At 71.3% G+C, this 24887-nt stretch carries 24 protein-coding genes; 12 read left to right on the top strand and 12 right to left on the bottom strand.

Annotated elements, in window-relative coordinates; translation table 11 throughout:
- Positions 1-54 precede the first annotated feature (54 nt).
- Positions 55-1173, top strand: a complete 1119-nt coding sequence (gene serC, locus QMK24_RS27790; protein ID WP_283469540.1) for a phosphoserine transaminase — start codon at positions 55-57, stop codon at positions 1171-1173.
- A gap of 77 nt (positions 1174-1250) precedes the next feature.
- Here the strand turns inward: serC and QMK24_RS27785 are convergent, their stop codons facing one another.
- Positions 1251-2300, bottom strand: coding sequence for a hypothetical protein (locus QMK24_RS27785; RefSeq protein WP_283469539.1), 1050 nt, complete (start codon positions 2298-2300; stop codon positions 1251-1253).
- Positions 2301-2394: 94 nt separating this feature from the next.
- Here QMK24_RS27785 and QMK24_RS27780 point away from each other — a divergent pair, with 94 nt between their 5' ends.
- Positions 2395-3066 carry a GDSL-type esterase/lipase family protein gene (locus QMK24_RS27780; RefSeq protein WP_349307936.1) on the top strand — a complete coding sequence of 224 codons (672 nt, stop codon included), beginning with the start codon at positions 2395-2397 and terminating at the stop codon, positions 3064-3066.
- 94 nt (positions 3067-3160) lie between these two features.
- Positions 3161-4153 (top strand): aldo/keto reductase, encoded by a 993-nt coding sequence (locus tag QMK24_RS27775; protein ID WP_283469537.1) that lies wholly within the window; start codon positions 3161-3163, stop codon positions 4151-4153.
- A gap of 181 nt (positions 4154-4334) precedes the next feature.
- Here the strand turns inward: QMK24_RS27775 and thpR are convergent, their stop codons facing one another.
- The 3 genes from thpR to QMK24_RS27760 are packed head-to-tail and all read right to left on the bottom strand — an operon-like array spanning position 4335 to position 6640.
- Positions 4335-4880: an RNA 2',3'-cyclic phosphodiesterase gene (gene thpR / locus QMK24_RS27770; protein ID WP_283469536.1), complete on the bottom strand. Its 546-nt coding sequence runs from the start codon at positions 4878-4880 to the stop codon at positions 4335-4337.
- Positions 4877-6226 carry an MFS transporter gene (locus tag QMK24_RS27765; protein WP_283469535.1) on the bottom strand — a complete coding sequence of 450 codons (1350 nt, stop codon included), beginning with the start codon at positions 6224-6226 and terminating at the stop codon, positions 4877-4879. Before QMK24_RS27765 ends, thpR begins: the two co-directional genes overlap by 4 nt.
- A gap of 36 nt (positions 6227-6262) precedes the next feature.
- Positions 6263-6640, bottom strand: a complete 378-nt coding sequence (locus QMK24_RS27760; RefSeq protein ID WP_283469577.1) for a MarR family winged helix-turn-helix transcriptional regulator — start codon at positions 6638-6640, stop codon at positions 6263-6265.
- Between the two features lie 164 nt (positions 6641-6804).
- Between QMK24_RS27760 and QMK24_RS27755 the strand changes: the two genes are divergently transcribed.
- Positions 6805-6993, top strand: coding sequence for a ribbon-helix-helix protein, CopG family (locus tag QMK24_RS27755; RefSeq protein WP_283469534.1), 189 nt, complete (start codon positions 6805-6807; stop codon positions 6991-6993).
- Positions 6994-7018: 25 nt separating this feature from the next.
- Here QMK24_RS27755 and QMK24_RS27750 read toward each other — a convergent pair whose 3' ends face one another.
- Entirely contained in the window at positions 7019-8473 is a 1455-nt protein-coding gene (locus QMK24_RS27750) for an NCS2 family permease (RefSeq protein WP_283469533.1), read from the bottom strand.
- 176 nt (positions 8474-8649) lie between these two features.
- Here QMK24_RS27750 and QMK24_RS27745 point away from each other — a divergent pair, with 176 nt between their 5' ends.
- On the top strand, positions 8650-8913 hold the full coding sequence (locus QMK24_RS27745; protein ID WP_283469532.1) for a DUF2530 domain-containing protein: 264 nt from the start codon (positions 8650-8652) through the stop codon (positions 8911-8913).
- 37 nt (positions 8914-8950) lie between these two features.
- Positions 8951-11338 carry an HAD-IC family P-type ATPase gene (locus tag QMK24_RS27740; protein ID WP_283469531.1) on the top strand — a complete coding sequence of 796 codons (2388 nt, stop codon included), beginning with the start codon at positions 8951-8953 and terminating at the stop codon, positions 11336-11338.
- 6 nt (positions 11339-11344) lie between these two features.
- On the opposite strand, the gene QMK24_RS27735 is transcribed toward QMK24_RS27740, so the two are convergent.
- Positions 11345-12187 carry an NmrA family NAD(P)-binding protein gene (locus QMK24_RS27735; RefSeq protein WP_283469530.1) on the bottom strand — a complete coding sequence of 281 codons (843 nt, stop codon included), beginning with the start codon at positions 12185-12187 and terminating at the stop codon, positions 11345-11347.
- A 33-nt stretch (positions 12188-12220) separates the two neighbouring features.
- A complete protein-coding gene (locus QMK24_RS27730; RefSeq protein WP_283469529.1) occupies positions 12221-13651 on the bottom strand; it encodes an MFS transporter in 1431 nt (476 codons plus the stop codon).
- A gap of 120 nt (positions 13652-13771) precedes the next feature.
- Between QMK24_RS27730 and QMK24_RS27725 the strand changes: the two genes are divergently transcribed.
- The gene (locus tag QMK24_RS27725) at positions 13772-14236 is read left to right on the top strand and encodes a MarR family winged helix-turn-helix transcriptional regulator (protein WP_283469528.1); all 465 of its coding nucleotides are present in this window, start codon (positions 13772-13774) and stop codon (positions 14234-14236) included.
- 70 nt (positions 14237-14306) lie between these two features.
- Here QMK24_RS27725 and QMK24_RS27720 read toward each other — a convergent pair whose 3' ends face one another.
- Both QMK24_RS27720 and QMK24_RS27715 read right to left on the bottom strand, forming a co-directional pair.
- Entirely contained in the window at positions 14307-17489 is a 3183-nt protein-coding gene (locus QMK24_RS27720; protein WP_283469527.1) for a sacsin N-terminal ATP-binding-like domain-containing protein, read from the bottom strand.
- Between the two features lie 169 nt (positions 17490-17658).
- The gene (locus tag QMK24_RS27715; RefSeq protein WP_283469526.1) at positions 17659-18552 is read right to left on the bottom strand and encodes a DUF3027 domain-containing protein; all 894 of its coding nucleotides are present in this window, start codon (positions 18550-18552) and stop codon (positions 17659-17661) included.
- Between the two features lie 227 nt (positions 18553-18779).
- On the opposite strand from QMK24_RS27715, the gene QMK24_RS27710 reads away from it, so the two are divergent.
- From QMK24_RS27710 to QMK24_RS27695, 4 genes are all read left to right on the top strand, one after another.
- Positions 18780-20204 carry an MFS transporter gene (locus QMK24_RS27710; RefSeq protein WP_283469525.1) on the top strand — a complete coding sequence of 475 codons (1425 nt, stop codon included), beginning with the start codon at positions 18780-18782 and terminating at the stop codon, positions 20202-20204.
- Between the two features lie 118 nt (positions 20205-20322).
- Positions 20323-20814: a hypothetical protein gene (locus QMK24_RS27705; protein ID WP_283469524.1), complete on the top strand. Its 492-nt coding sequence runs from the start codon at positions 20323-20325 to the stop codon at positions 20812-20814.
- A gap of 13 nt (positions 20815-20827) precedes the next feature.
- Positions 20828-21487, top strand: a complete 660-nt coding sequence (locus tag QMK24_RS27700; protein ID WP_283469523.1) for a futalosine hydrolase — start codon at positions 20828-20830, stop codon at positions 21485-21487.
- Entirely contained in the window at positions 21484-22320 is an 837-nt protein-coding gene (locus QMK24_RS27695) for a 1,4-dihydroxy-6-naphtoate synthase (RefSeq protein WP_283469522.1), read from the top strand. The genes QMK24_RS27700 and QMK24_RS27695 overlap by 4 nt, the downstream gene beginning before the upstream one ends.
- Positions 22321-22367: 47 nt before the next feature.
- Here the strand turns inward: QMK24_RS27695 and QMK24_RS27690 are convergent, their stop codons facing one another.
- Complete coding sequence (locus QMK24_RS27690) at positions 22368-22751, bottom strand: cold-shock protein (protein ID WP_283469521.1); 384 nt, start codon at positions 22749-22751, stop codon at positions 22368-22370.
- A 166-nt stretch (positions 22752-22917) separates the two neighbouring features.
- Between QMK24_RS27690 and QMK24_RS27685 the strand changes: the two genes are divergently transcribed.
- A complete protein-coding gene (locus QMK24_RS27685; protein WP_283469520.1) occupies positions 22918-23190 on the top strand; it encodes a hypothetical protein in 273 nt (90 codons plus the stop codon).
- On the opposite strand, the gene QMK24_RS27680 is transcribed toward QMK24_RS27685, so the two are convergent.
- Positions 23169-23819: an HAD family hydrolase gene (locus QMK24_RS27680; protein WP_502962673.1), complete on the bottom strand. Its 651-nt coding sequence runs from the start codon at positions 23817-23819 to the stop codon at positions 23169-23171. The two genes, QMK24_RS27685 and QMK24_RS27680, sit on opposite strands and share 22 nt — an antisense overlap.
- A gap of 53 nt (positions 23820-23872) precedes the next feature.
- Positions 23873-24736: a hypothetical protein gene (locus QMK24_RS27675; protein ID WP_283469518.1), complete on the bottom strand. Its 864-nt coding sequence runs from the start codon at positions 24734-24736 to the stop codon at positions 23873-23875.
- Positions 24737-24887 lie beyond the last annotated feature (151 nt).

The following is a 24887-nucleotide window of genomic DNA, read 5'->3' as shown; positions in this document are numbered from 1 at the left end:
CTCACCGAGTGGACCGGTGGCGGGAGCGGGGGCGGGACGGATTACGCTGCGCTCGTGGCTGATATCCAGATTCCCGCTGACATCAAGCCCGCCGACGGCCGTTTCGGCGCGGGCCCCTCCAAGGTGCGGACGGAGGCGGTCGAAGCGCTGGCCGCGACCGGCACGTCCCTGCTCGGCACCTCCCACCGGCAGGCGCCGGTGAAGAACCTGGTGGGCCAGGTCCGCGAGGGTGTCCGGCAGCTGTTCTCCCTGCCCGAGGGCTATGAGGTAGTGCTCGGCAACGGCGGGTCCACCGCGTTCTGGGACATCGCCACCCATGGTCTGATCCGGCAGAAGTCCCAGCACCTGTCGTTCGGCGAGTTCTCCTCCAAGTTCGCGACCGCGGCGAAGCTCGCGCCGTGGCTGGACGACCCGTCGGTCATCAAGTCCGACCCGGGTACGCATCCGGTGCCGGTCGCCGAGGCCGGTGTGGACGTATACGCGTTCACGCACAACGAGACCTCGACGGGCGTCGCCGCTCCGATCAAGCGCGTGCAGGGCGCCGACGCCGGTTCGCTCGTCCTGGTGGACGCCACCTCGGGTGCGGGCGGCCTGCCGGTCGACATCACCGAGACCGACGTCTACTACTTCGCGCCGCAGAAGTCCTTCGCCGCGGACGGCGGCCTGTGGCTCGCCGCGTTCTCCCCCGCCGCGCTGGAGCGCGCCGCCGAGATCGCCGCGTCCGGCCGGCACATCCCCGCGTTCTTCGACCTGCCGACCGCGATCGACAACTCGTCGAAGAACCAGACGTACAACACCCCGGCGCTGTCCACGCTCTTCCTCCTCGCCAACCAGCTCGACTGGATCAACGGCCAGGGTGGTCTGGACTGGGCGGTCGCCCGCACCGCGGACTCCTCGTCGCGGCTGTACGGGTGGGCCGAGAAGGCGTCGTACGCCACCCCGTTCGTGGCGGACCCGGCGCAGCGCTCGCAGGTCATCGGCACCATCGACTTCGATGACGCGATCGACGCCACCAAGATCTCGAAGGCGCTGCGCGCCAACGGCATCGTGGACACCGAGCCGTACCGCAAGCTGGGCCGCAACCAGCTGCGCGTCGCGATGTTCCCGGCGGTCGACCCGGCCGACGTCGAGGCACTGACGGTCTGCATCGACTACGTCATCGACAAGCTGTAACAGCCCGCCGCGGCAGCACGGGGCAACAGCGCACGCATGAGGACGCGGGGTCCGGCCGGTGACGGCCGGGCCCTGCGTCAGTCGCGGCGGCGGCGCAGAATCCGGCGCAGGCCCGTGGCCGCGGCGAAGATCGCGGCCAGGACCGCGAAGCCGAGCACGGTCGCACTGTGGCCCGAGGAACCGCCCTTGGCCGCGTCCGCCCCGGCGCTGGAGGCCGATCCCTGGCCACCGGACCGACCGGTGGTGGCGGATCCCGTGGGCTCGGCGGCCACGCTGTCCGGCAGCTCCGCTCCGCTGAGCGGCGCCCGCCAGACGTCGCTGTCCTTGCCCTCGGTGCCGTACATCAGCGCCCGGCCATCGGGGGTGAAGGCCACCGACTCGCCCTGGCGCTGCATCGGCACATCGAGGCTGCCGATCTTCTGCGGGGCGTCGCCCGACCACCGCCAGCCGGTCGCCCAGAAGTAGCCGCGCAGCACCAGCCGGGTGCCGTCGGGCGAGAAGGAACCGTCGGTCACCCACGGCACCTCGGCGATCGGCCGGAAGATGTTCACGCCGTGCGTGCTGAGCGTCTTGGGGCCCGCGTACAGGTTGCCGCCGTCCTGGTTCTTGCTGGCGATGTAGACGCGGCCGGTCTTGGGATGGACCATCAGCGCCTCCGCGTTCCGCGGGCCGCCCTGGTACTGCACCGTGTAGCGGACGACGTCCGCCGTCGTGTCGCGCAGCTGCTTGGGCTCGGCGAACCGGTAGATCCACACATGCGGCCAGGTACCGCCGAGGTTGTCGCCGATGTCGCCGACGTAGATGTCCCCGTCCGGGCCGAGGGAGATCGCCTCCACGTCACGCGCGTCGATGCCGCGCATCGTGACCGTCGCGACGGTCTTGCCGGTCGCGGAGTCCACCGCGTAGATGTATGGGCCGTCGCCGCTGTCGTTGTGCGTCCAGTACACGCCCTTGTGGAGGTGGCTGGCGGCGAGCCCGCTGGACTCGGTGATCCGCGGGTCGCCGATGGTGAACGCGACAGCGGGTCCGTCGTCGGCGAGCGCCCCCGGCACCGGTCCGAGAACGGCGAACGCCGCGGCGGCGACGGAAGCGGTGGCTGCGGCGAGGGCGATACGTGGGCGCGGCATGCCACCAGCCTGCCATCCCGCCATGTGTCGGGGTTCACGCCGCCGGGCATCGCGGCCGGGGCCGTGCGTCCGCGATGATCTCAGCGTGCGTTATATGTTCGTCGGCGATTCCATGACCATCGGCAGCGCGGGCGATTTCACCTGGCGTTACCGCATGTGGCAACACCTGTGCTCGCTCGGCGAGCCCTTCACGGTGGTCGGCCCGCGCACCGCGCTGCACGACAAGGCGAGCGGCGAACCCGTCTCGCACGAGTACGCCGATCCGGACTTCCCGCCGGACGCCCGCCGTCATCTCGCCGGCTGGGGCGAGGGCTGGCTGCACATGGCCCCGCTGATCGACGACGCGGTGCGCGCCCACCGGCCGGACGTCCTGCTGGTCTCGCTCGGCCTGATCGATCTCGGCTTCTACACGACCGCCGAACAGACCGCGGACAATCTGCGGTGCTTCCTCGGCGCGGCCCGTGCCGCCGACCCCCTGATCCGCACAGTGCTGCTGCCGGTGATCCCCAACGTCCGGGCCGACCTGGACACCGCCTTCGCCGACCAGTGTGCGGAGTTCAACGTGCGGATGGCCAAGGCCGTCGCCGACCTGGACTCCGCTGCCTCTCCGCTGCTCCTCGCGTCGCGTCCGGACGGCTACGACCTGCGCGTCGACACCTACGACGGGACCCACCCCAGCCCTTCCGGCGAACACCGCCTCGCCGCCGCGTTCGCCGATGCGATGCACCAGGCGTGGGGCATGGGCGGCCCGTACGTCCGGCGGTAGCCGCACCCGCTCCCGTCCCCGTCGGCGCCGCCCCGTCCCAGCCGGCGAGTCACCCCTTGCTTCGAGCGCACTCGAAGAGCTTGGCTTACGTGTCATGGAGTACACGCAGCTCGGACGCACCGGTCTCAAGGTCAGCCGCCTGGTGCTCGGCACCATGAACTTCGGCCCGCAGACCGACGAGAACGACAGCCACGCGATCATGGACTCCGCGCTCGGCGCGGGTGTCAACTTCTTCGACACCGCCAATGTGTACGGCGGGGGTGGGAACAAGGGCCGTACCGAGGAAATCGTCGGGTCCTGGTTCGCCAAGGGGGGCGGCCGTCGCGAGAAGACCGTTCTCGCGACGAAGGTCAACGGCAACATGGCCGAGGGCGACGCCTGGCCGAACCACGACCGGCTGTCCGCCCTCAACATCCGCCGTGCCGCCGACGCGAGCCTCAAGCGCCTCGGCACGGACTACATCGACCTCTACCAGTTCCACCACATCGACCGGAACACTCCCTGGGACGAGATCTGGCAGGCCGTGGACGTCCTCGTCCAGCAGGGGAAGATCCTGTACGCCGGCTCGTCGAACTTTGCCGGCTGGAACATCGCCCAGGCCAATGAGGCCGCCGCCCGCCGTGGTTCGCTGGGGCTGACCAGCGAGCAGTGCCTGTACAACCTGGCCGAGCGGCGTGCGGAGATGGAGGTGATCCCGGCGGCGCAGGCGTACGGCCTCGGGGTGATCCCGTGGTCGCCGCTGCACGGCGGCCTGCTCGGCGGGGCGCTCCGCAAAGAGCGCGAGGGCGGCGGCGCGCGATCGACGTCCGGCCGCAGCGCGGACGCACTCAAGAGCGCCGCGCAGCGCGACCAGATCCAGGCGTACGAGGACCTGTGCGACAAGCACGACCTGGCGCCCGGGGATGTCGGTCTCGCCTGGCTGCTGACCCGGCCCGGCGTGACCGGACCGATCGTCGGCCCGCGGACGCAAGAGCAGCTGGACTCGGCGCTTCGTGCGGTCGGGCTGGAGCTGTCGGAGGAGTTCCTCTCCGCGCTGGACGAGGTGTTCCCCGGTCCGGGCCCGTCCCCGGAAGCCTTCGCCTGGTAGCAGCCGGCCAGGTGCGGATGGGCAGGCCCGCAAGGGCAGCTCACGTGGTCGGATTGGTCGCGGGCGGGCTCTCAGCGCAGCAGTGCGCCCGCGATCACCACGACGAGCAGCAGGACGAGGGCGGCGGTCATCACTCGGGTACGGGTCTTGGGGTCCACGTGTCGAGGTTAACCGGCCGGGGTCACCGGCCCAGCGGCCAGGTCCCCACCGTCTCGTAGCGGGGGCCCGGTGCGGGGTTCCTGCGCACCAGCGCGAGGGTGTCGGCGGGCCAAGGCGTGCCCCGGAATCCGCCGAGCGCGTCGGCGTACGGTCCGAGGGCGACGGCGCCGCGGTTGCGGGCCAGCGTGAGGTGCGGTGTGTAGGCGTGTTCCTGCGCCGGGACGACACCGGCCGTCAGGGCGGCGGCCTGGACGGAGTGCGCCAGTTCCGCGAGCTGCTCGGTCTGTCCCCCGGCGCCCGTCCACAGGGCCCGGTCGCCGAAGCGGCCGCCACCGGACAGCCGCAGTTCGCAGGGCGCGTGACGGCGCGCGGTGGCCGCGAGGCCGTCCCGCAGCGCGGGCAGCCGCCCGTCGTCGACGTCGCCGAGGAAGGCGAGGGTGAAGTGCCACCCGTCCCGTTCGGTCCAGTTCAGCTTTCGGGCTCCGGGGAGCCGGTGCAGCACGGCGAGGGCCGAGTCGAGCTCGTCCGCCGCCCCGGTCGGGGGGAGGACCGCGGCGAACAGCCTCATGCGGCCGTCACCAGCCGGGCCGCCGCACCCTCACGGGGAACGAACTCGATCAGCCGGTGGTCTTTTCCCCGGTGCAGATCGACCTTCAGCCGCAGTCCGCCGACACGGGCCAGCACCAGGCCGACGCCGAGCGCCGCGAGGGCCGCGACGAGGCCGCCGGACAGGAAGCCGACCCGGGCCCCGTAGGTGTCCGTCACCCAGCCGATGAGCGGGCCGCCGATGGGGGTGCCGCCGACGAAGACCATCATGTACAGGCTCATGACGCGGCCTCGCATGACGGGGTCCGTGGCGAGCTGCACCGAGGCGTTGGCCGAGGTGTTGAAGGTCATGCCGAAGACGCCGATCGGCAGCAGCAGGAACGCGAACATCCAGAAGGACGGCGACAGCGCGGCCAGGACCTCCAGCATGCCGAAGGCGAAGGCGGCGGCCACCAGCAGCCGCAGCCGGGTGCTTCCGCGGCGGGCCGCGAGCAGCGCGCCGCCGAGCGAACCCAGCGCGATCACGGTGTTCAGCAGCCCGTAGGTGCTCGCGCCGCTGTGGTAGACGTGGTTGACGAAGCCGGTGAGGATGATCGGGAAGTTGAATCCGAAGGTGCCGATGAACCCGACCAGCACGATCGGCCAGATCAGTTCGGGGCACCCGGCGACGTAGTGCAGACCCTCACGCAACTGGCCCTTGCCGCGCGGCACGCGTTCGACCTTGTGCAGCTCGGCGGTGCGCATCAACAGCAGGCCGGTGAGCGGCGCGATGAACGACAGTCCGTTGAGCAGGAACGCCCAGCCGCTGCCGACCGCGGTGATCAGGACACCGGCGACCGCCGGGCCGACCAGCCGGGCGGCCTGGAAGTTCGCGGAGTTCAGGGAGACAGCGTTACGGATCTCGCTGGGGCCGACCATCTCGACGACGAATGTCTGCCGGGCCGGGTTGTCGACGACGGTGACCATGCCGAGGGCGAAGGCGATCACGTAGACGTGCCAGACCTGGACATTGCCGCTCAATGTGAGCGCGGCGAGCAGCAGCCCGAGCAGGCCGAGCACGGCCTGGGTGCACAGCAGGATCTGCCGCTTGGGGTAACGGTCGGCGATGACACCGCCGAACAGGCCGAAGAGCAGCATCGGCAGGAATTGCAGCGCGGTGGTGATCCCCACCGCGAAGGAGGAACCGGTGATGCTGAGCACCAGCCAGTCCTGGGCGATCCGCGACATCCAGGTGCCGGTGTTGGACACCACGGCGCCGGTCGCGAAGAGCCGGTAGTTACGAACCTTGAGCGAGCTGAAGGTGCCGCGCTTCGTGGTCGTATCGGGTTCTTGTCCGGGTGCGGTGTCTGATCCGGCTGCCGAACTCAATCTTGGTTCGCCTCCCCTGTGTGGCGTTGCGCTTCTCTATAGCTGTGCGAGCTTCTCCAGGACCGGCGCCGCGGCACGGAGCACCGCGCGCTCGTCGTCACTGAGACCCTCGGTGAGCTGCGCCAGCCAGACGTTGCGCTTGCGGCGGCTCTCCTCGAGCATCGCCTCGGCCTGCTCGGTCTGGCTGACGACGACCTGGCGGCGGTCGTCGGGGTGCGGGTCCCGGCGGACGAGGTCCTTGGCCTCCAGCATCGCGACGATGCGCGTCATGGAAGGCGGCTGGACGTGTTCCTTGCGGGCCAGCTCCCCGGGTGTGGCGGAGCCGCAGCGGGCGAGGGTACCCAGCACGGACATCTCGGTCGGGCTGAGCGACTCGTCCACCCGCTGGTGGCGCAGTCGCCGCGACAGTCGCATCACTGCGGAGCGCAGAGAGTTGACTGCGGCGCGGTCGTCCTCGGACAGTTCGGTCACAGTCCTTAGGGTAGCTCATTACCTAAGCTAAGTAAACCTCACCCATATGAGTGAGTTAGCGCCCGAAAGCGACCCGGGGAACCACCACCGCCCGGGACCTTTGGCATATGGCATCGAGAGTGCTCAGCCTGCGTATAGACGCCGACCTGCTGGATCGGCTCCGTGACCACGCCGCAAAATGCGGAACGAGCGTCCAGGACTACGTGGTCCGGACGCTCGTTCGCGACGACTTCGACGAGCGGTTCAAGACCGCCGTCGCCGAGACGGAACGGTTCTACGCCGCTCCGCCGGGATGACACCTGACCGATCAGGCAGCCCGGCTCAGGTGAGGCCGAGGGCCGGCATCAGGTAGTAGAAGCCGAAGACCGCCGCGACCGCATAGAGCGCCGGGGGGACCTCACGTCCGCGCCCCGCGGCCAGCCGCAGCAGGCAGAAGCTGAGGAAGCCGATGCCGATGCCGTTGGTGATGGAGTACGTGAACGGCATCATCACCATCGTCAGGAACGCCGGGACGGCGATGGTGAAGTCGTTCCAGTCGATGTCCCGGATGCTGTTCGCCAGGATCAGGAAGCCCACCGCGACGAGCGCGGGGGTGGCGGCCTGGGCCGGGACCATGGTGGCGAGCGGCGTGAGGAACAGCGCGAGCACGAACATCAGGCCCGTGACAACACTGGCCAGGCCGGTGCGGGCGCCCTCGCCGACACCGGCCGTGGACTCCACGAAGCAGGTGTTGGCCGAGCTGGAGGTGACGCCGCCGAGCGCGGTGGCGACACCGTCGATCATCAGTACCTTGTTCATGCCGGGCAGGTCGCCCTTCTCGTCCAGCAGGTGCGCCTCGTCGCTCACGCCGAGGATCGTGCCCATGGCGTCGAAGAAGCCGGAGAGCAGAACGGTGAAGACGAAGAGAATCCCGGTGATGATGCCGACCTGGTGGAAGCCGCCGAAGAGGCTGACGTGGCCGATCAGGCCGAAGTCAGGAGCGGCCACCGGATTGCCGGGCCACTTGGGAACGGTCAGTCCCCATGCCTGGCCGGGGGTGGACGTAACGGCGTCGAGGATGAGGGCGAGCACGGTCATCGCGACGATGCTGATCAGGATCGCGCCCGACACCCTGCGGATGATCAGGGCCAGGGTCAGCAGCACACCGACGATGAACACCAGCACCGGCCAGCCGTGAAGGTGGCCTCCTGTGCCGAGCTGCAGGGGGACGGTGGTGTGGGCCGCGTCCGGGATGCGGGTGACGAAGCCGGAGTCGACCAGGCCGATGAGCAGGATGAACAGGCCGATACCGATGGCGATGCCCTTGCGCAGGCCGAGCGGCACCGCGCTCATGACGCGCTCCCGCAGCCCGGTGGCTACCAGCAGCATGATCGCAAGACCGGCGAGGACCACCATGCCCATCGCATCCGGCCAGCCCATCCTGGGTGCGATCTGAAGCGCGACGACGGAGTTGATGCCGAGGCCGGCCGCGAGCGCGATCGGCACATTGCCTATGACACCCATCAGCAGGGTGGTGAAGGCGGCGGTCAGCACGGTGGCGGTGACCAGCTGTCCGTTGTCCAGGTGGAGGCCGTACTTGTCCACGCCGGAGCTGAGGATGATCGGATTCAGCACGATGATGTAGGCCATCGCGAAGAACGTGGCGAGGCCGCCCCTGACCTCCCGCGGGATCGAGGATCCCCGCTCGGAGATCCGGAAGAACCGGTCCAGCCCGTTCTTGGGTGGTACGGAGGACGGCAGCGTGGCGTCGACCGAAGCGGTGGCCGAGGGGGACATGTGGGTCCTCTATTTGTGTGTTCGTACGACTGAATCCAGTCACCGGGGGACCGTTTCAGTATGAACAAACGAAAGACCGAGCGCTATCTCCGCGCGTAGACCCATGTGGCGACCGGCCTCCCCCACCGAGTCCCCACCCCCGTCCCCGCCCCGTCCTCACCGCGTACCCTGAGCGGATGAGCAAGTGGAAAGCCACCCACGAGACGCCCGAGCCCCTGGAAGCGAACGACATCGCGACCGTCATCGTCGGCACGAGCATCTGGTTCGCGCTCTTCCTCGTGCAGCTCCCCTTCTACGGCTGGTTCGCCGACCACGGCCACACCTGGTGGATCTGGACCTGCCTGGCCGGCACCCTGCTCGGACTCTTCGGCCTCTGGTACGTGCGGGTGCGCAACGCCGCCCTCCGGAAGGGCGCCCAGAACGCGCCGTCCGGCGGGTGAACCGGTGAACCCGGCGATCCGCACGTAGCGTCGTGCCATGACGGATCGCACGGACACCGAGGTCATCGCCCGCGGCTCCGGGCTGACCAGCAGCGAAGTCGCCGAGCGGGTGGCCAGGGGCGAGGTCAACGACGTACCGGTGCGGTCGTCGCGCTCCACGCCCGACATCGTCAGGGCCAACGTCTTCACCCGGTTCAACGCCATCATCGGCGTGCTCTTCCTCGTCATCCTCGTGGTCGGCCCGATCCAGGACGGCCTCTTCGGATTCGTCATCGTCGCCAACACCGCGATCGGCATCATCCAGGAACTGCGCGCTAAGAAGACCCTCGACAGCCTCGCGCTCATCGGCGAGGCCAAGCCCACCGTGCGCCGCGACGGCGCGGCCGTCGAGATCCACACCTCCGCGATCGTGCTCGGCGACCTCATCGAGCTGGGCCCCGGCGACAAGGTCGTCGTCGACGGCGAGGTCGTCGAGGCCGACGGGCTGGAGATCGACGAGTCGCTGCTGACCGGCGAGGCCGACCCCGTGCTCAAGAAGCCCGGCGATCCCGCCATGTCCGGCAGCTTCATCGTCGCGGGCGGCGGAGCGTTCACCGCCACCAAGGTCGGCCGCGAGGCCTACGCCGCGCAGCTCGCCGACGAGGCGTCGCGCTTCACCCTCGTCAACTCCGAGCTGCGCAACGGCATCAGCCAGATCCTCAAGTACGTCACCTGGATGATGGTCCCGACCGCGATCGGCCTGATCATCAGCCAGCTCGTGCTCCAGAATCACGACTGGCGCGAGGCGGTCCGCCGCACGGTGGCCGGAATCGTACCCATGGTCCCCGAGGGCCTGGTGCTGCTCACCTCCGTCGCCTTCGCGATCGGCGTCATCCGGCTCGGCCGCAAACAGTGCCTCGTCCAGGAACTCCCCGCCATCGAGGGCCTGGCGCGCGTCGATGTCGTCTGCCTCGACAAGACCGGCACCCTCACCGAGGGCGGCATGGACGTCACCGGGCTGCGGCTGCTCGGCGGCGCCCAGGAGCCCTACGTCCAGCAGGTGCTCGGCGCGCTCGGCGCCTCCGACCCGCGCCCCAACGCCAGCCTCCAGGCGATCGTCGCCGCCTATCCGGCCGCCGCCGGCGGGAGCGACAACTGGCGCTGCACCGAATCGCTCCCCTTCTCCTCCGCGCGCAAGTACAGCGGCGCCGCCTTCAACGAGCCGGACGGCGACAGCAGTACGTGGCTGCTCGGCGCCCCCGACGTGCTGCTGCCCGCCGGCCACACCGCTCTCGCCGACATCGACGAGCTCAACAACCAGGGCCTGCGGGTGCTGCTGCTCGCGCGCACCGCCCGCGCACTCGACGATCCGGCCGTCGCCGCCGACGTCACCCCGCAGGCGCTCGTCATCCTGGAACAGCGGCTGCGCCCCGACGCCGCCGACACCCTGCGGTACTTCGAGGAGCAGGGCGTCCACGCCAAGGTCATCTCCGGCGACAACGCGGTCTCGGTCGGCGCGGTCGCCGGCAAGCTCGGCCTGCCCGGCGCGGACCATCCGGTGGACGCGCGGCAGCTCCCCACCGACCGGGACGCGATGGCGGATGTGCTGGAGACCGGTGCGGTCTTCGGCCGGGTCACCCCGCAGCAGAAGCGCGACATGGTCGCCGCGCTCCAGTCCCGCGGCCACAACGTGGCGATGACGGGCGACGGCGTCAATGACGTACTCGCCCTGAAGGACGCCGACATCGGCGTCTCGATGGGCTCCGGCTCCGAGGCGACCCGGGCCGTCGCCCAGATCGTGCTCCTCAACAACAGTTTCGCCACGCTGCCGTCGGTGGTCGCCGAGGGCCGCCGCGTGATCGGGAACATCACCCGGGTGGCGACGCTCTTCCTGACCAAGACCGTCTACTCGGTGCTGCTCGCGCTGCTCGTCGTCTTCTGGCGGATTCCGTATCCGTTCCTGCCCCGCCACTTGACGCTGCTGTCCACCCTGACGATCGGCGTTCCGGCGTTCTTCCTCGCGCTCGCCCCCAACAAGGAGCGGGCCAAACCGCACTTCGTGCGGCGCGTCATGCGGTACTCGGCTCCCGCGGGCGTCATCTGCGCGCTGGCGACCTTCGTCGAGTATCTGCTGGCCCGCCACCACTACACCGGCGCCGGGTCGCTGGACGCCGAGACCAGCAGCGCGACCCTCACCCTGTTCCTGATCTCCATGTGGGTGCTGGCCATCGTCGCCCGCCCGTACACGTTGTGGCGGATCTGCCTGGTCCTCGCCATGGCCGCGGGCTTCCTGATCGTGCTGGTCACGCCCTGGCTGCAGAAGTTCTTCGCGCTCAAGCTGGTGGGCACGGAGGGCCCGTGGGTGGCGGTGGGGGTCGCTGTCGCGGGTGCGGTCGTCCTGGAACTGGTCTGGCGGTGGCTCCGTATCCGCGACAACGAGGAATGACCGGGGCTACCGCACGAATTCGGCGGCGTACTCCTCTGCCCACACCGCGAAGCCGCGAGCCGGGTGACCGGTCAGCTCCTCGACGGTGTGGGTGAGATCGACGGGCCGGCCGTCGTTGGACTGCCAGTAGTCGAGCAGCGCGTCGGCGAAGGGGCCGTGCATGTACTCCGCCACCTCTGCCTTCCAGGCGTCGCGGGTGACGGCGTCGACCCTGAGCTGCCGCCCCGTGGTGCGGCTGAGCAGGGCGACCTGTTCACCGAAGGTGATGGAATCCGGGCCGGTCAGGGTGTACGCCCCGCCGCGCAGCGACGGATCCTTCAGGATCGCGAGCGCGGCCTCGGCGATGTCCGACTCGTGGATGGCGTCGGTGTGCGAGCCGGGGTACGGCAGGTTGAGCGCGCCGGTGGTCCTCAGCGGCCAGGACCAGTAGAGCGCGTTGCTCGCGAAGGCACCGGGGCGCAGGAAGGTGCACGGGAGGGCGGAGGACTTGAGGGCGTCCTCGACCTCCAGGTGCTGCCGGGCGATGGGGTCGTTCGCGGCGTTGGGACCGAGCACCGCGGACGACGAGAGCAGCACCACGTGCTGGACCCCGGCGTCGTTGGCCACCTTGATGAACTCCTCGATGTGCGAGGAGTCGGCGTAGAGGAATACGGATCCGACGCCGGCCAGCGCGTCGGGGAACGTATGTGGGTCGGCGAAACTCAGTTTCACGTCCGGTACGCCGTCGGGCAGGGCGAGTTCGTCGGGTTCGCTGGACGCGGCCCGCACCTTGAAGCCCTGTTCGTGCAGGAGGCCGATGAGCGTCCTGCCCACGCGTCCGCGGCTGCCTGTGACGAGAGTGGTGGTCATGGTGATGTTCCTTCCGGGTCTTCCGGGCTGGTGTCAGTGGTGGTCGTCGGGCTGCGCGTTGCGCGGCATCAGCCACACGAGACCGGTGCTGAGGAGCGCGACGCAGGCGACGACGATGAGGCTGTAGGTCATGGCGTGGGCCTCGTCGTCGGAGGCGAGGGTCTTGAAGTAGACCGTGGTGACGACGGCCGCGCCGATGGCGTTGGCGAGCTGCTGGACGGCGCTGAGGGAGCCGCTGGCGCTGCCGGCTTCCTTGGGGTCGATGTCACCGATGGTGACGTCGTAGATGGTGCCGAAGCAGGTGCCCATGCCGAGACCGATGATCAGGACCGGGGTGAGGAGACCCCAGGCGCCGATGCCGGTGCCGTAGGCGTGGACGAGGGCGAGCAGCCAGCCGGTGCCGATGAGGGTGATCAGCAGGCCGATGAGGACGAGGTCGCGTCCGAGCCTGCCGACGAGCTGGTAGCAGGCGATGGAGGCGACGACGATACCGGCGGCGACCGGAGCGAGGCCGAGCGCGGCGCGCATCGGCGTGTAGCCCAGGCCGTTCTGCAGGAAGAGCGAGAGGACGTACAGCAGGCCGGCGTTGGCGGCGAAGAAGACGATGCCGAGGACGAGGCCGGAGGTGAATCCGCGGTTCTTGAGCAGGGACGGCTGGATGAGCGGGTTGGCGGCGGTGCGCTGGCGGTGGCAGAACAGGGCGAAGAAGACGAGGCCGCCGGCGAGGGAGAGGAACGGGACGGGGGTCCAGCCGTTGGAGGAGCCGTCGATCAGGCCGTAGAGCAGCCCGAGCATGGCGCCGGCCAGCAGACCGGAGCCGATGCCGTCGACGACGGTGGCGGAGTCGCCGGTGTCCTTCGGCAGGAGCCGGACGGCGGCGATGATCGCGATGCCGCCGAGGACGATGTTGATGAGGAACATGGAGCGCCAGCCGGAGCCGGCGATGTCGGCGTCGATGAGGAAGCCGGCGAGGATCGGGCCGCCGACGGCGGAGATGCCGAGGGTCGGGCCGAAGGCGCTGAACGCCTTGCCGATCTGGTCGCGGGGGAAGACGGCACCGAGGATGCCGAAGCCCTGCGGGATCAGCAGGGCGCCGAAGGCACCCTGGAGGAGGCGGGCGACGATGATCGAGGCGGGGCTGAACGCGAGGCCGCAGGCGATGGACGCGACCGTGAAGCCGGTGAGTCCGATGAGGAAGACGCGGCGGCGGCCGTACTTGTCGCCGAGGCGTCCGCCGACGACGAGGAGCACGCCGAGGGAGAGGGCGTAGGCGGCGCCGAGCCACTGGATGAGGGCGGCGCCGCCGTTCAGGTCCTTGCTGATGGTGGGTGCCGCGATGTTGGTGATCGTCGCGTCGAGGAGGTCCAGGACGTCGGCGATGAGGATGACGGCGAGGACGGCCCACCGGCGCTTCGGGGAGACGGCCGGGGCGGCCGGGGCAGGGGAGATCGTGAGCGTGGACATGAGAGCGGGTCTTTCGGAGAGAAGGGCGCGGCAGTCGCCGCGTAGGATGCAACCGCGGCGATCAGATTGCGCCGCGCAGATGTTGCGTAACACACATAAATTTGGAGCAAGAAGGACCCGATGTCAAGCCGAAAAGATTTGCTCGCCCGGATCGCCGACGAGAGCCAGCGCCACTACGCGGCCTGGACGGTCTTCAACCAGGCCATGGCCGACCACCTCGGCCTGCACCCCACCGATCTCCAGTGCCTCGGTCTGCTCGGCATGGAACCCGAACCGCTGAGCACCGGCCGGATCGCCGAACTGACCGGCCTCACGGCCGGCTCCGCCACCCGGCTCGTCGACCGGCTGGAGAAGGCCGGACTCGTCGTGCGGACCGCCGATCCCGGCGACCGCAGGCGCGCGCTGGTCGCGCTGGCGCCGGACTCGCTCAGCAGGTTCGCGGAGGCCTGGGACGAGCCCGGTGAGGCCTTCACCGAGGTCCTCGACGGGTACAGCGACCACGACCTCGACGTCATCGCCGACTACCTCCGCCGCGCCGCCGAGGTGGGCCGGAGCCAGGCCGCGAGGCTCGCCTCGGGCAACTGAGGCGAGCGGCCGCCCGCGGCGGGCGGGCGTGCCCGGCCGATCGCGAACGACCCCTCGCATCGGACTCGGGCTAGTCGAACCAGCGGGCCGTGGCCAGCTCCTCCGTACGGGACGGGTCCTCCAGCAGCGCCGCGAGTTCGAAGCGGTGCTGCCACTGCCCCGCGGCCCAGGCGAGACCGGCCGCGACACCCTCCGTCGTCGCCGCGTGCAGGACGCCGTCCACGTAGCGCCAGTCCAGCTCCGTACCGCCCGCCACCACGAGCTCCTCGTGCTCGACATACGACAGGGGAGCCCGCGGCAGCAGCTCGCGCACGGCCGCGGGGACCTCATGGGTCTCCCCCTCGGAGACCACCTGCGCGTCGTACGCCTCACTCAGCCGGCGGACCTGGAACAGCTCCGCCAGATCCCCCGCCCGGTGCGGCGGCACGGGCAGCAGCGGTTGTCCTCCGGCCAGCGGCAGCAGGTCGGGGGAATCCGCGACGAGCGCGTCCGCCGCGTCCACCACACAGACCTCGCCGTCCACGACGGCCCGCACCTCGTCCGGCAGCGTCACCTGGCCCGGGTCGAGATCGGCCAGCGCCGCGTAGAGCCGCACCAGCTGAGCGGAGGTCACGGGCCGGTCCGGGTCCGCCAGCCGCGACAGCAGTTCGGCGGCGCCGCCCGGCTCGTCGAGCAGGGCGGCCACCGACGTACGGACGCCCAGCGCACGCAGCACCTGCTCGTCCACGTCCACGTCGGCCTCGTCGTACAGCCCCGCGAGCAGCGGATCGCCCCCGGCGGCCCGCAGACCGACCGGGCGGCGGCCGTCCAGCACCGGGTGGTCGCGCAGCCACCAGGCCGAGTACGCGCGGACCGACTCGGTCGTACCGTCCGGCAGCAGGACCCGCACCGGCGCGGTGATCGCGTCGCGCAGCGGCGGCCGCGACAGCATTGCCAGGGCCTGCGGCCAGGCGTCGTCGTCGACCAGATCGAGATCCCGGATCGCGACGATCTCGGTGGCGACCGGCGGCACATCCGTGTCCGGCAGCCGGTCGAGCACGTCCTCGCACCATACGTCGACGGCGTCCAGCAGACCGACGTCGTCCGGCTCGGCCCAGTCGCTCTCGCGCGGCTCCAGCTCGTCCGGGTCCAGCACCACGTCCGCCGCGCGCACCAGGGCGAACGTCGCGAGCACGCCCACGGCTGTCAGCGGCTGCTCGCCCCATTTGTCGGCCAACTCCTGTGCAACCGGCGCGAGTTCGTCCTCCCGCAGGACCTGCTCCAGCGCGCTGCCCGGGAACACCAGCTCCCCGGCCGGCACCAGTTCACCCTCGTCGTCGGGCAGGGCCAGCGCCCCGAGCCACGGCTCGTCGCCCGGCGCGAGACCCGCCGCCCGCACCAGACCGAGCACCACCTCGGCCAGCTCATCGGCGTCCAGGCCGTCCTCGTCCCAGATCTCCCCCGAGTCCAGCGATCCGGCGACGGCCGCCCGCACCTGCGGGGTCGTCAGGACGGCATTCGGCGTCGCGGCCAGCGCGCCCAGCTTCTCCAGCAGCGGGTGCACCGCATCCGGATCGGCCACCTTCAGCCCCAGCCGGGCCAGCGGAGCGAGATCCACCTCGCCGTCCGGCAACGGCAGCAGCACCTGGCGCGAACCCACCACCGTCCGGCCGTCGGCCAGCGGCACCGGCAGGCCCGTCAGCCGGTCGGGATCCGTCCCGGCCAGCGCGTCGTACAGCCTGCGCCACCAGGCCGCCGGGCGCTCGGCACCCGCGAGCCGGTCGATGGCGTCGGCCAGCGACAGCCGCGCCACGCCCAGCGCGCGCAGCTCGGGCCGGCGCTCGAGACTCGCCGGCAGCAGCGTCGGAAACACCTCCGCCAGCACGCTGACGGCTTCCGCCTGCGCACCCTCCACCACCTCGGCCTCGACCGGCCGCAACGCCTCGCGCTCGCCCACCAGACCGCCGACGCCGCCGTCCCACCTGCCCTCCGCCACCTCGGGCGCGTCACCGCCGCCACGAGGCGGCAGCACGGCCGCCCGCGGCAGGAAGGCCGTACGCGGAAGGCCCGCCAGCACCTGACGGCGCAGCTCCGCGTCCAGTTCCCCCTTGCCCAGCGGGCCCGGCACCAGATCCACGATGCCCACACCCACCGGCTGCCAGTCGCCCAGCAGCCCCACATACGTCTCAGCCGCCCGCGCCACCAGGAAATCCGTCAGCGGGCCCGGCGCCGCGTGCCGCCGCGTCGGATCCATCGGGAACGACGCGATCAGGAGCGCCGGCAGCCCCAGCGGCTCATCCGTCGGCGTCGGAGCGTGCACGACACCCGCCGTACGCGGCCGGACCGGCGCACCGTCCCCGCCCACCGGAACCGCCCACGTCACCGACCACACCGGCCGCAGCCGCTCCTCCACCGGACGGTCCGCCAGCAGCCCCGCCTCCAGCGCGCCCGCCGCCGCGGCCACCCGCCACCGGGTCACGGCACCCGCCGCGCTGTCCTCGACGAGGACCGTCCCGTCCTCCCGACGCTGCGTCAGCGTCCTTACGCCATCCGGCGTGTCGACCACGACCTCCGCCAGCCCCGGCAGCGTCAGCAGCAGCGCGTCATCGATCCCCGCCAGCAGATGGGCCGCCAGATCCTCCGCCGCGCCGTCCCGCAGCGGCAGCACCACGACCGTGTCGTACCCCTCCGGCGCCGAACCCTCCGCCGGGAACGGCAGCCGCAGCAGCGGCACATGCCCGTCCCTGCGCCGCAGCTCCTCGGCCAGCCCCGGAGTCTCCGCCGCCAGCGACCTGGCCTCCGCGAGCGACCACCGCACGCCGCCGCCCCTGCCGACCACCGCCGGCTCATCACTGACCGCCAGCACCGACGCGAACCCCACGCCGAACCGGCCGACGGTGGCCTCCGCGTCCTCCCGCTTCGCCGACGCCCGCAGCGTCGACAACGACTCCACACCCGCCGCGTCCAGCGGCGCCCCCGTATTCGCCGCCGCCAGCACCGGCGGGCTGTCGCCCTGCGCCGCGTGCAGCGTCAGCCGCAGCCGGCCGGGCACTCCCGCCCGTACCGCCGCGTCCGCCGCGTTCTGCGCCAGCTCGACGACGAGCCGGTCCCGGTACCCGCCGAGCGCCAGATCCTCCTCGGCGTTCGCGTCCTCCCTGAACCGCGCCGCCGACGCCGCCCACGCGTCCAGCACTCCACGCCGCAGCCGCCCCGTCCCGAACGGGTCCGCAGCCGCCCCGCCGCCTGGTTCCCGTACCGCCGTTGCGCCGCTCACGTCGGTGTCTCCTCGCCTCTACGAATCCCCTGCCAGGGGAAGGTACCGCGCGCCTCCGGCACGGTTGCGGGTACGTCGCGCCTGCGGCGGGTTGTGGGCCGGGGCCGGCTGATCCCCCGAGCGGGCCACCCCATGTGCCCCACCCACCGGTGGCCCGCTAACGGCACTCTCAGGAGTGACCGAGCTCCTCAGCCGGCGTCGACTCCTCCACCGACCCCTGCCGATCCGGATGCAGCACCAGCGGATCGACCTCATTGATCTCGTCGAGTGTCATCGGCGCCGGCGCCATCGGCTTCGGCATCACCGCCGCTTCGGAGTGGCCCCCGCAGCCGTACCCAAGCGACACGACACGCCCGTCCGCCGGCGAGAATTCGTTCGCGCAGATCCCGAACGCCTGGCGGAGCGATCCGGCGATCGGGACGAAGAAGCCGCAACTGAGGCAGTTGGCCGGCGCGGCTTGGGCCATCGGGGTCTTGGGCCCGAACTCCTCTTCCCAACGGTCCGCGGCGGCGTGCAGGCCGTACCGCGAGAGAACACGGCGCCGGCCCATGCCGATTTCCCCGGCGATGGCACCGATGCTGCCAATGGCAGGAAGCGCGGCCGCAGGGCCGGACAGCTCGGCGTCCTCGGCCTCGACGACGTCGGCGAGCTCTTCCGACACGATGGAGTTCGGCAGCGGCGCGTCCTCGCCGCTCCAGCCGGGTTCGAGCCGCAGATCGTCCGACTCGGTCGGGAGCAGGTCGCCGGGCCCCATGTCACCCGGTCGGAGCCGCTCGCTCCACGGGACCCACTCGGGCGCGAGGATGGAGTCGTCGCCGGGCAGCAGCACGGTCTCGTCGATCGTGATGTTCTTGGCGCGCGAGGCCCGCGTGAGCGTGGTGGCCCAGCGCCACCCGCGATACGCGGGTTCCTTGCAGGCGAAGTAGTGAGTGACGACACGGTCGCCCTCGGCGACGACGCCGAGATGCTCGCCGACCGATTGCGGCCCGGCGGCCTCCTCGGTCACAGTCAGCGCGAACGCGACCGCCTCGGCGCACAGGCGGTCTGGGGTACGGCTTCGCATCGCAGCACTCACAAGAATCGATTCTCTCCGTTACGCCGTCTCACGTGTGCGCCGCCGGAGGCGGGCGGGGGCCGGAACGGAGCGGACCTGCGGACCGCGTCGACGCTTCTTTCCCTACCCGAACGACCTCGGGCGCACCTGTTGGCACCCATTCTGCGCGATCGCACGCTACCCGTGCGCACCGCGTGCGCAAAGGAGGGGGTGACAGGCTGCTCATTTGGGGCAGGATGGCCATCGTGGTTCGTGCAGCTACGTCCGGCCCGGGGCCGATTCGCAGGGCCGGACGCGCCCTGGTGAGTGCGGCGCGGCGGTCCGGCGGGGCCGTGCGCCGGCGTATCCGGCGGTCCACGCACGCCCACGGAGCGGGCGAGTCCGGCCTCGCGAAACTCATCGAACTGCATGCGGTGAATTCCGCCGGCGACATGTTGATCACGATCGCGCTCGCCAGCACTGTGTTCTTTTCGGTACCGACCGGCCAGGCGCGCGGCCGGGTGGCGCTCTATCTTCTGGTCACGATGGCGCCATTCGCGTTGCTCGCGCCGGTGATCGGCCCGCTGCTCGACCGGTTGACGCACGGCCGCCGGGCGGCCATGGCGATGGCGATGCTGGCGCGGGCGGTACTGGCCTGGACGATGGCGTCGGTGGTGACGACGGCGGGTCTCGGCCTCTATCCGGCGGCGCTGGGCGTGCTGGTGGCGTCGAAGGCGTACGGAGTGGTGCGCAGCGCCGTCGTGCCGAGACTGCTGCCGGGGCGGACGACCCTGGTGAAGGCGAATTCCCGGGTCACACTGGCCGGTCTGCTGGCCACGGCGGTCGCGGCGCCGATCGGTGCCGGGCTGCACATGATCGGGCCGCAGTGGCCGCTCTACGGGGCGTTCGTGGTGTTCGCGGGCGGGGCGCTGCTGTCGATGTCGCTGCCGCACAAGGTCGACTCGGCGAAGGGTGAGGCGAAGGCGCGGTTCGCCGAACTCGAAGCCACCGGCGGCGAGGGTGACGGCATCGACGCGCCGGGCTCCGGGCTGCCGGGTGACGGTCTGCAAGGGACCGGCCGCAAGCCGGGGCTGCTGGGCGTCGGGTCGTCCGTGGTGCACGCGCTGCAGGCGAATTCCGGGCTGCGCGCGCTGTCCGGCTTCCTGACGATGTTTCTGGCGTTCCTGCTGCGCGAGCACCCGCTGGGCGGGCTGACCCCGGCGTTCTCGCTGGGTGTGGTGGTGGTCGCGGCGGGCGGCGGCAACGCGCTGGGGACCGCGCTGGGGGCGTGGCTGAAGTCCCGCGGCCCGGAGATGATCATCGCGATGGCGCTGATCGGCGCGGTGACCGCGGCGACGGTCGCCGCGGTCATGTACGACACGGTGACGGTCGCGGCGGTCGCTGCGGTGGCCGGGATCGCGCAGGCGCTGGGCAAGCTGTCGCTGGACGCGCTGATCCAGCGCGATGTCCCCGAATCCGTCCGCACCTCGGCGTTCGCCCGCTCGGAGACGGCCCTGCAGCTGTCGTGGGTGGTCGGGGGCGGCCTCGGCATAGTGCTGCCGCTGATCGGCTCGTTGGGGATGGCGGTGGCGGCCGGGCTGGTACTGGTGGGCTTCGCCCTGTCGGTGCGCGGCCTGATGGGCGCGGCCCGGCGCGGCACGGCGCGACCGCGCGTCGCGTGAGCGGAACGCCACGCGGTCGGGGGCCGGGTCCACCCCTGCGGCCGCGTTGCGGGCCGCGCGGGACGCCACGCCGTACCCCCGCGCGGCGTGGAGGCAACCGCCCGGTAGCCTCACTTCCATGAGCATTCGCCGCGCTGCCGCCGCCCTCGGTGCCGTGTCCCTCGGGCTGGTCGCCCTCACCGCGTGTGAGAAGCCGACCCCGCTGGCAACCGTGACCGTGGGCACCAAGACCGTGACCACCGAGGCCACTGCCAAGTGCTACGCCAAGGGCAAGAAGCTGCCGAGCGCGATCTTCATCGCGTGCCTGGGAGCCACCCCCGAGCACACGCTCAAGATCAAGCCCGGTGAGAAAGTGCGGGTCGGTGTCGACCCGTCCATCGGTGACAAGGGCTGGCTGATCGCCTCCGGTGTGAGCCAGAAGACGGACGTGCTGAAGGGCGAGACGTACTGGACGATCAGCGAGTCCGCCGGGCTCTTCACGGCCCATGACCCGCAGACCGGCAGCAGTATCCCCCTCAAGAACGCCACGCTCAACATCGTGGGGAGCCCCGACGCCACCGCCGAGAACGCGTTCGGTGTCTGGCAGTTCAAGCTGGAGAAGGCCGCGTAACGGGATTCCGGCGATGCGCCTGCTGGTCGTGACCGCGGTGGCGGCGGAACGGGATGCCGTGGCCGCCGGGCTGCGCGGCGCCGGGCACACCGGGGTCCACACCGATGTGATCGCCGCCGGGATCGGTCCCGCCGCCGCGGCGGCCGGAACGGCCACCGCGCTGACCCGCTCACCGGCCCCGTACGACCTGGTGGTCTCCGCCGGGATCGGCGGCGGCTTCCAGCCCGCCGCGCCCGTGGGATCGGTGGCCGTCGCGGAGACGATCGTGGCGGCGGATCTGGGCGCGCAGACGCCCGACGGGTTCCTGCCGGTCGCGGAACTGGGCTTCGGAGTCAGCGAGCACCGGCCGCCGGCCGCGCTCAGCGCGGCCGTGGCGCGGGCGCTGGGCGCGGTCCACGGGCCGGTCCTGACGGTGTCGACGGTGACCGGAAGCGCCGCGCGGGCCGCCGAGTTGGCGGGCCGCCACCCCGGGGCCGTCGCGGAGGCGATGGAGGGGTTCGGCGTCGCGGAGGCCGCGGCGTCGCACGGCGTACCGGTGCTGGAGATCCGTACGGTGTCCAATGCGGTGGGCCCGCGCGACCGCGCGGCCTGGCGGATCGGGGACGCGCTGGCCGCGCTGACCGTGGCCTTCGGGAAGCTGCCGGCGGTACTCGCTGTTGAGGAATTGATATGAGAATCGCGTACTCGCCCTGCCCGAACGACACCTTCGTCTTTCACGCGTGGGCGCACGGCCTGGTTCCGGGCGCGCCCGCCCTGGATGTGACGTTCGCGGACATCGACATCACCAACGCGCTGGCGGAGCGCGGCGCGGACTGCGATTACGACGTGCTGAAGGTGTCGTACGCGGTGCTGCCGTGGGTGCTGGACGAGTACGCGCTGCTGCCGTGCGGCGGCGCGCTGGGCCGTGGCTGCGGCCCGCTGGTGCTGACGCGGGAGCCCATGAGCCTCGCCGGCAGGACGGTCGCGGTGCCGAGCGAGCGCTCGACGGCGTACCTGCTGTTCCGGCTGTGGGCGGCGGCCGAGGTGCCGGGCGGGGTCGGCAAGATCGTCGTCCTGCCGTTCCACGAGATCATGCCCGCGGTGCGGGACGGCCGGGTGGACGCGGGGCTGGTCATCCACGAGGCGCGCTTCACGTATCACCAGTACGGGCTGCACAAGCTCGCCGACATGGGCGAGCACTGGGAGGACACGACCGGCCTGCCGATCCCGCTGGGCGCGATCATCGCGAAGCGGTCGCTGGGCGCCGAGAAGCTGCACGCGCTGACGGACGCCATCCGTACGTCGGTGCGCATGGCGTGGGACGATCCGACGGCCTCGCGCGACTATGTGCTGGCGCACGCGCAGGAGATGGATCCGGCGGTCGCGGACCAGCACATCGGGCTCTATGTGAACCAGTTCACGGCCGATCTGGGCCCGGACGGCTACGCGGCCGTCCGCGGACTGCTCACCCGCGCGGCGGCCGAGGGGCTGGTACCACCCCTCGGCCCCGACGCGCTGACGTTCTGACTGCTGCTGACGTTCTGACCTGCTGTCGTCACACGTCGCCGCTGCCGTCACACGTCCAGTTGGTCGGCCACCGCCCGCAGCACGCCCGCGATCTTGTGACCGTGGGTCTTCTCCGGGTACCGGCCGCGCTGCAGTGAGCGCGCCACGTCCTCCAGGAGCGTGGTGAGGTCCTGGACGATGGGCAGCAGTTCGTCCGGCTTGCGGCGCTGCGCGGCCGCGACGGACGGGGCGGGTTCGAGGAGCGTGACGGAGAGCGCCTGTTCGCCGCGCTGTCCGTTCACGACGCCGAATTCCACGCGTTGGCCGGGCTTGAGCGCGGCCACCCCGTCGGGCAGCACCGACGAGTGCACGAAGACGTCGCCGCCGTCGTCGCGGGAGAGAAAGCCGAAGCCCTTCTCACTGTTGAACCACTTGACCTTGCCGGTAGGCACGTCCGACCTCGTCCTCATCGCTCGTAAAGCCCTGAAAAGGGCCCTGAATAGCAGTGCGGCAGGCCCGTACGAGCAGACCTGCTGTTGCTACCAGCCTATTGGCCCGGTGGCCGGTGACAAGACGCCGTGGTCCCCCATCTCTCTCGACCCGATCTACCCTGGTCGGGTGACCAACACACCTCTCCCCCGGGGGACGACCCCCGCAACGTCCGAAAGCCGTGGGGCCGGCGACCTCCTGGTGCGCGTCGGCGCGATCGTCTTCTTCGTGGGCGCCGTGGGCACGCTGGCCACCATGGCTCCGCTGGTCCTCGGTTCCGACCCGCTGCCGACACCCGCCTATCTGGTGTCGATGCTGATGGGCGTCGGTTTCGCGCTGGCGCTGGGCGGGCTGCTGCGCTCCGCCCTGGCGCAGAAGCGTCAGACGTCGGCGGGCGCGTAGGACGCGAACCAGCCGGGGAACTGGGTGAGACTGTCCAGCACCACATCCGCGCCGGCGGCGCGCAGTTCCGCCGCGTCGCAGGGTCCGGTGGCGACCGCGACGGAGAGCGCGCCCGCGGTGCGGGCGCCGCGCACATCGCCCGTGTGGTCGCCCACATAGACCGAGGCGCCGTATTCGAGCAGCGCCTCCGCCTTGGCCTCGGCCCACAGCCAGCCGCGTACCTCGGCCTCGATGCCCAGGTGAGCGAGGTGGAGCTTGGCGTTGGGCTCGTGCTTGGCCGTGACGACGACCGCCCGGCCGCCCGCGGCGCGCACGGCGTCGACGGACTCGCGGGCGCCGGGGAGCGCGGGCGTCGGCTCTATCGCGTAGTCCGGGTAGAGCTCGCGGTAACGGTCAAGGATCTCCGGGATCCGCCCCGCCGGGAACCAGTGGGCGAGCTCCTCGTCGAGCGGTGGCCCGAGACGGGTGACGGCCAGTTCGGAGTCGATGAAGACGCCGGTCTCCGCGGACAGCCGGTCGTACGCGGCCTTGATGCCGGGGCGGGAGTCGATGAGCGTCATGTCCAGGTCGAAACCGACAGTGAGCTGCGGAACACCGGGAACGGTCGAAACGGTAGCCATACCCGCCATTCTCGCCCCACCCGCCGGCGGACCCTCGCGGGCCGGCCGGGGATCGGACGGGATCAGACGCGTCGGCTCCGCCAGAACAGGTACAGCGCGGAACCGACGGCCGCCACCCGGACCACCACCGGAAGCGCGTCCACCAGCGCCTGCCCCATCGTCCCCTGCGCGACCGGCTCGCCCCACCGGCCCGCGGTCCGTCCCCACAGCCATACGAGCAGGCCGCCCGCCACCATTCCGGGAATGCCGAACACCGCGAACTTCGCCTGGTTGCGGGACAGTTGACGGGAGAAGTACGCGAGCAGCCAGCCCAGTCCCAGCGGAATCCACGACCCGATCACCGCCCCCGCGACCAGCAGGATCCCGGCCAGCAGCAGCAACGGGCCGGTCCGCCGCTCCCGCACCGACCGCCCCCGGCGGCGCGGCAGCCACCGACGACGCGGCTCGGTCTCATAGACCTCGGCCTCGTCCTCCGCCGCCTCTTCCAGAGCCTCCGGCTCCTCCTCGTCCTCTTCCTCGTCCTCATCGAAGTCGAAGTGCGTCCCGCCCGTCATCCCGGGCAGACCCGCCAGCTCGTCCCCCGGCCCGGCCGGCGCACTGACCCGCCACCAGTCGGGCTCCCCCCGGCCCGGCGCGTCCTCCCGCTGCTGCGGGATCTTCCGGAACGAGGGCCCAGGTTCCACCGGTACCTGCGGCCTACTGGCCGCGGCCTCCACCACCTCGTTCGGAGACCCGAGCCGCCCCAGAATCCGCCGCACGACGGCCGGACTCTCCCCGTCACCGGTACCGCCGGAGCGCTCACGGTCGATATCACTGCGCAACTGCGCGACGAGCCGCATGCGCTGGGCCGCGGGCAGCGTCGTCTGCGCCAGGTCCCCGACCCGGCTCAAGTAGTCGTACACGAGCTGATCGCTCTCGACACCCATCCACCCCACCCGCCCAAGCCACGTACGCCACCGCTGTCTTGACGGTACCGGTTCGCCTCCGGCGGGGCTGCGGGTACAACGACGCCCCGGGCGCACGTGTGGGCCCACCGGCGCCCACACCCCCGCGCACGCCTGCGGCGGGCCGGAGAAG

The sequence above is a fragment of the Streptomyces sp. PH10-H1 genome (assembly GCF_030063355.1).
Taxonomy (GTDB): Bacteria; Actinomycetota; Actinomycetes; order Streptomycetales; family Streptomycetaceae; genus Actinacidiphila.
The sequence above is the reverse complement of the archived record's forward strand: the minus strand, read 5'-3'. Positions and strand labels throughout refer to the sequence as shown.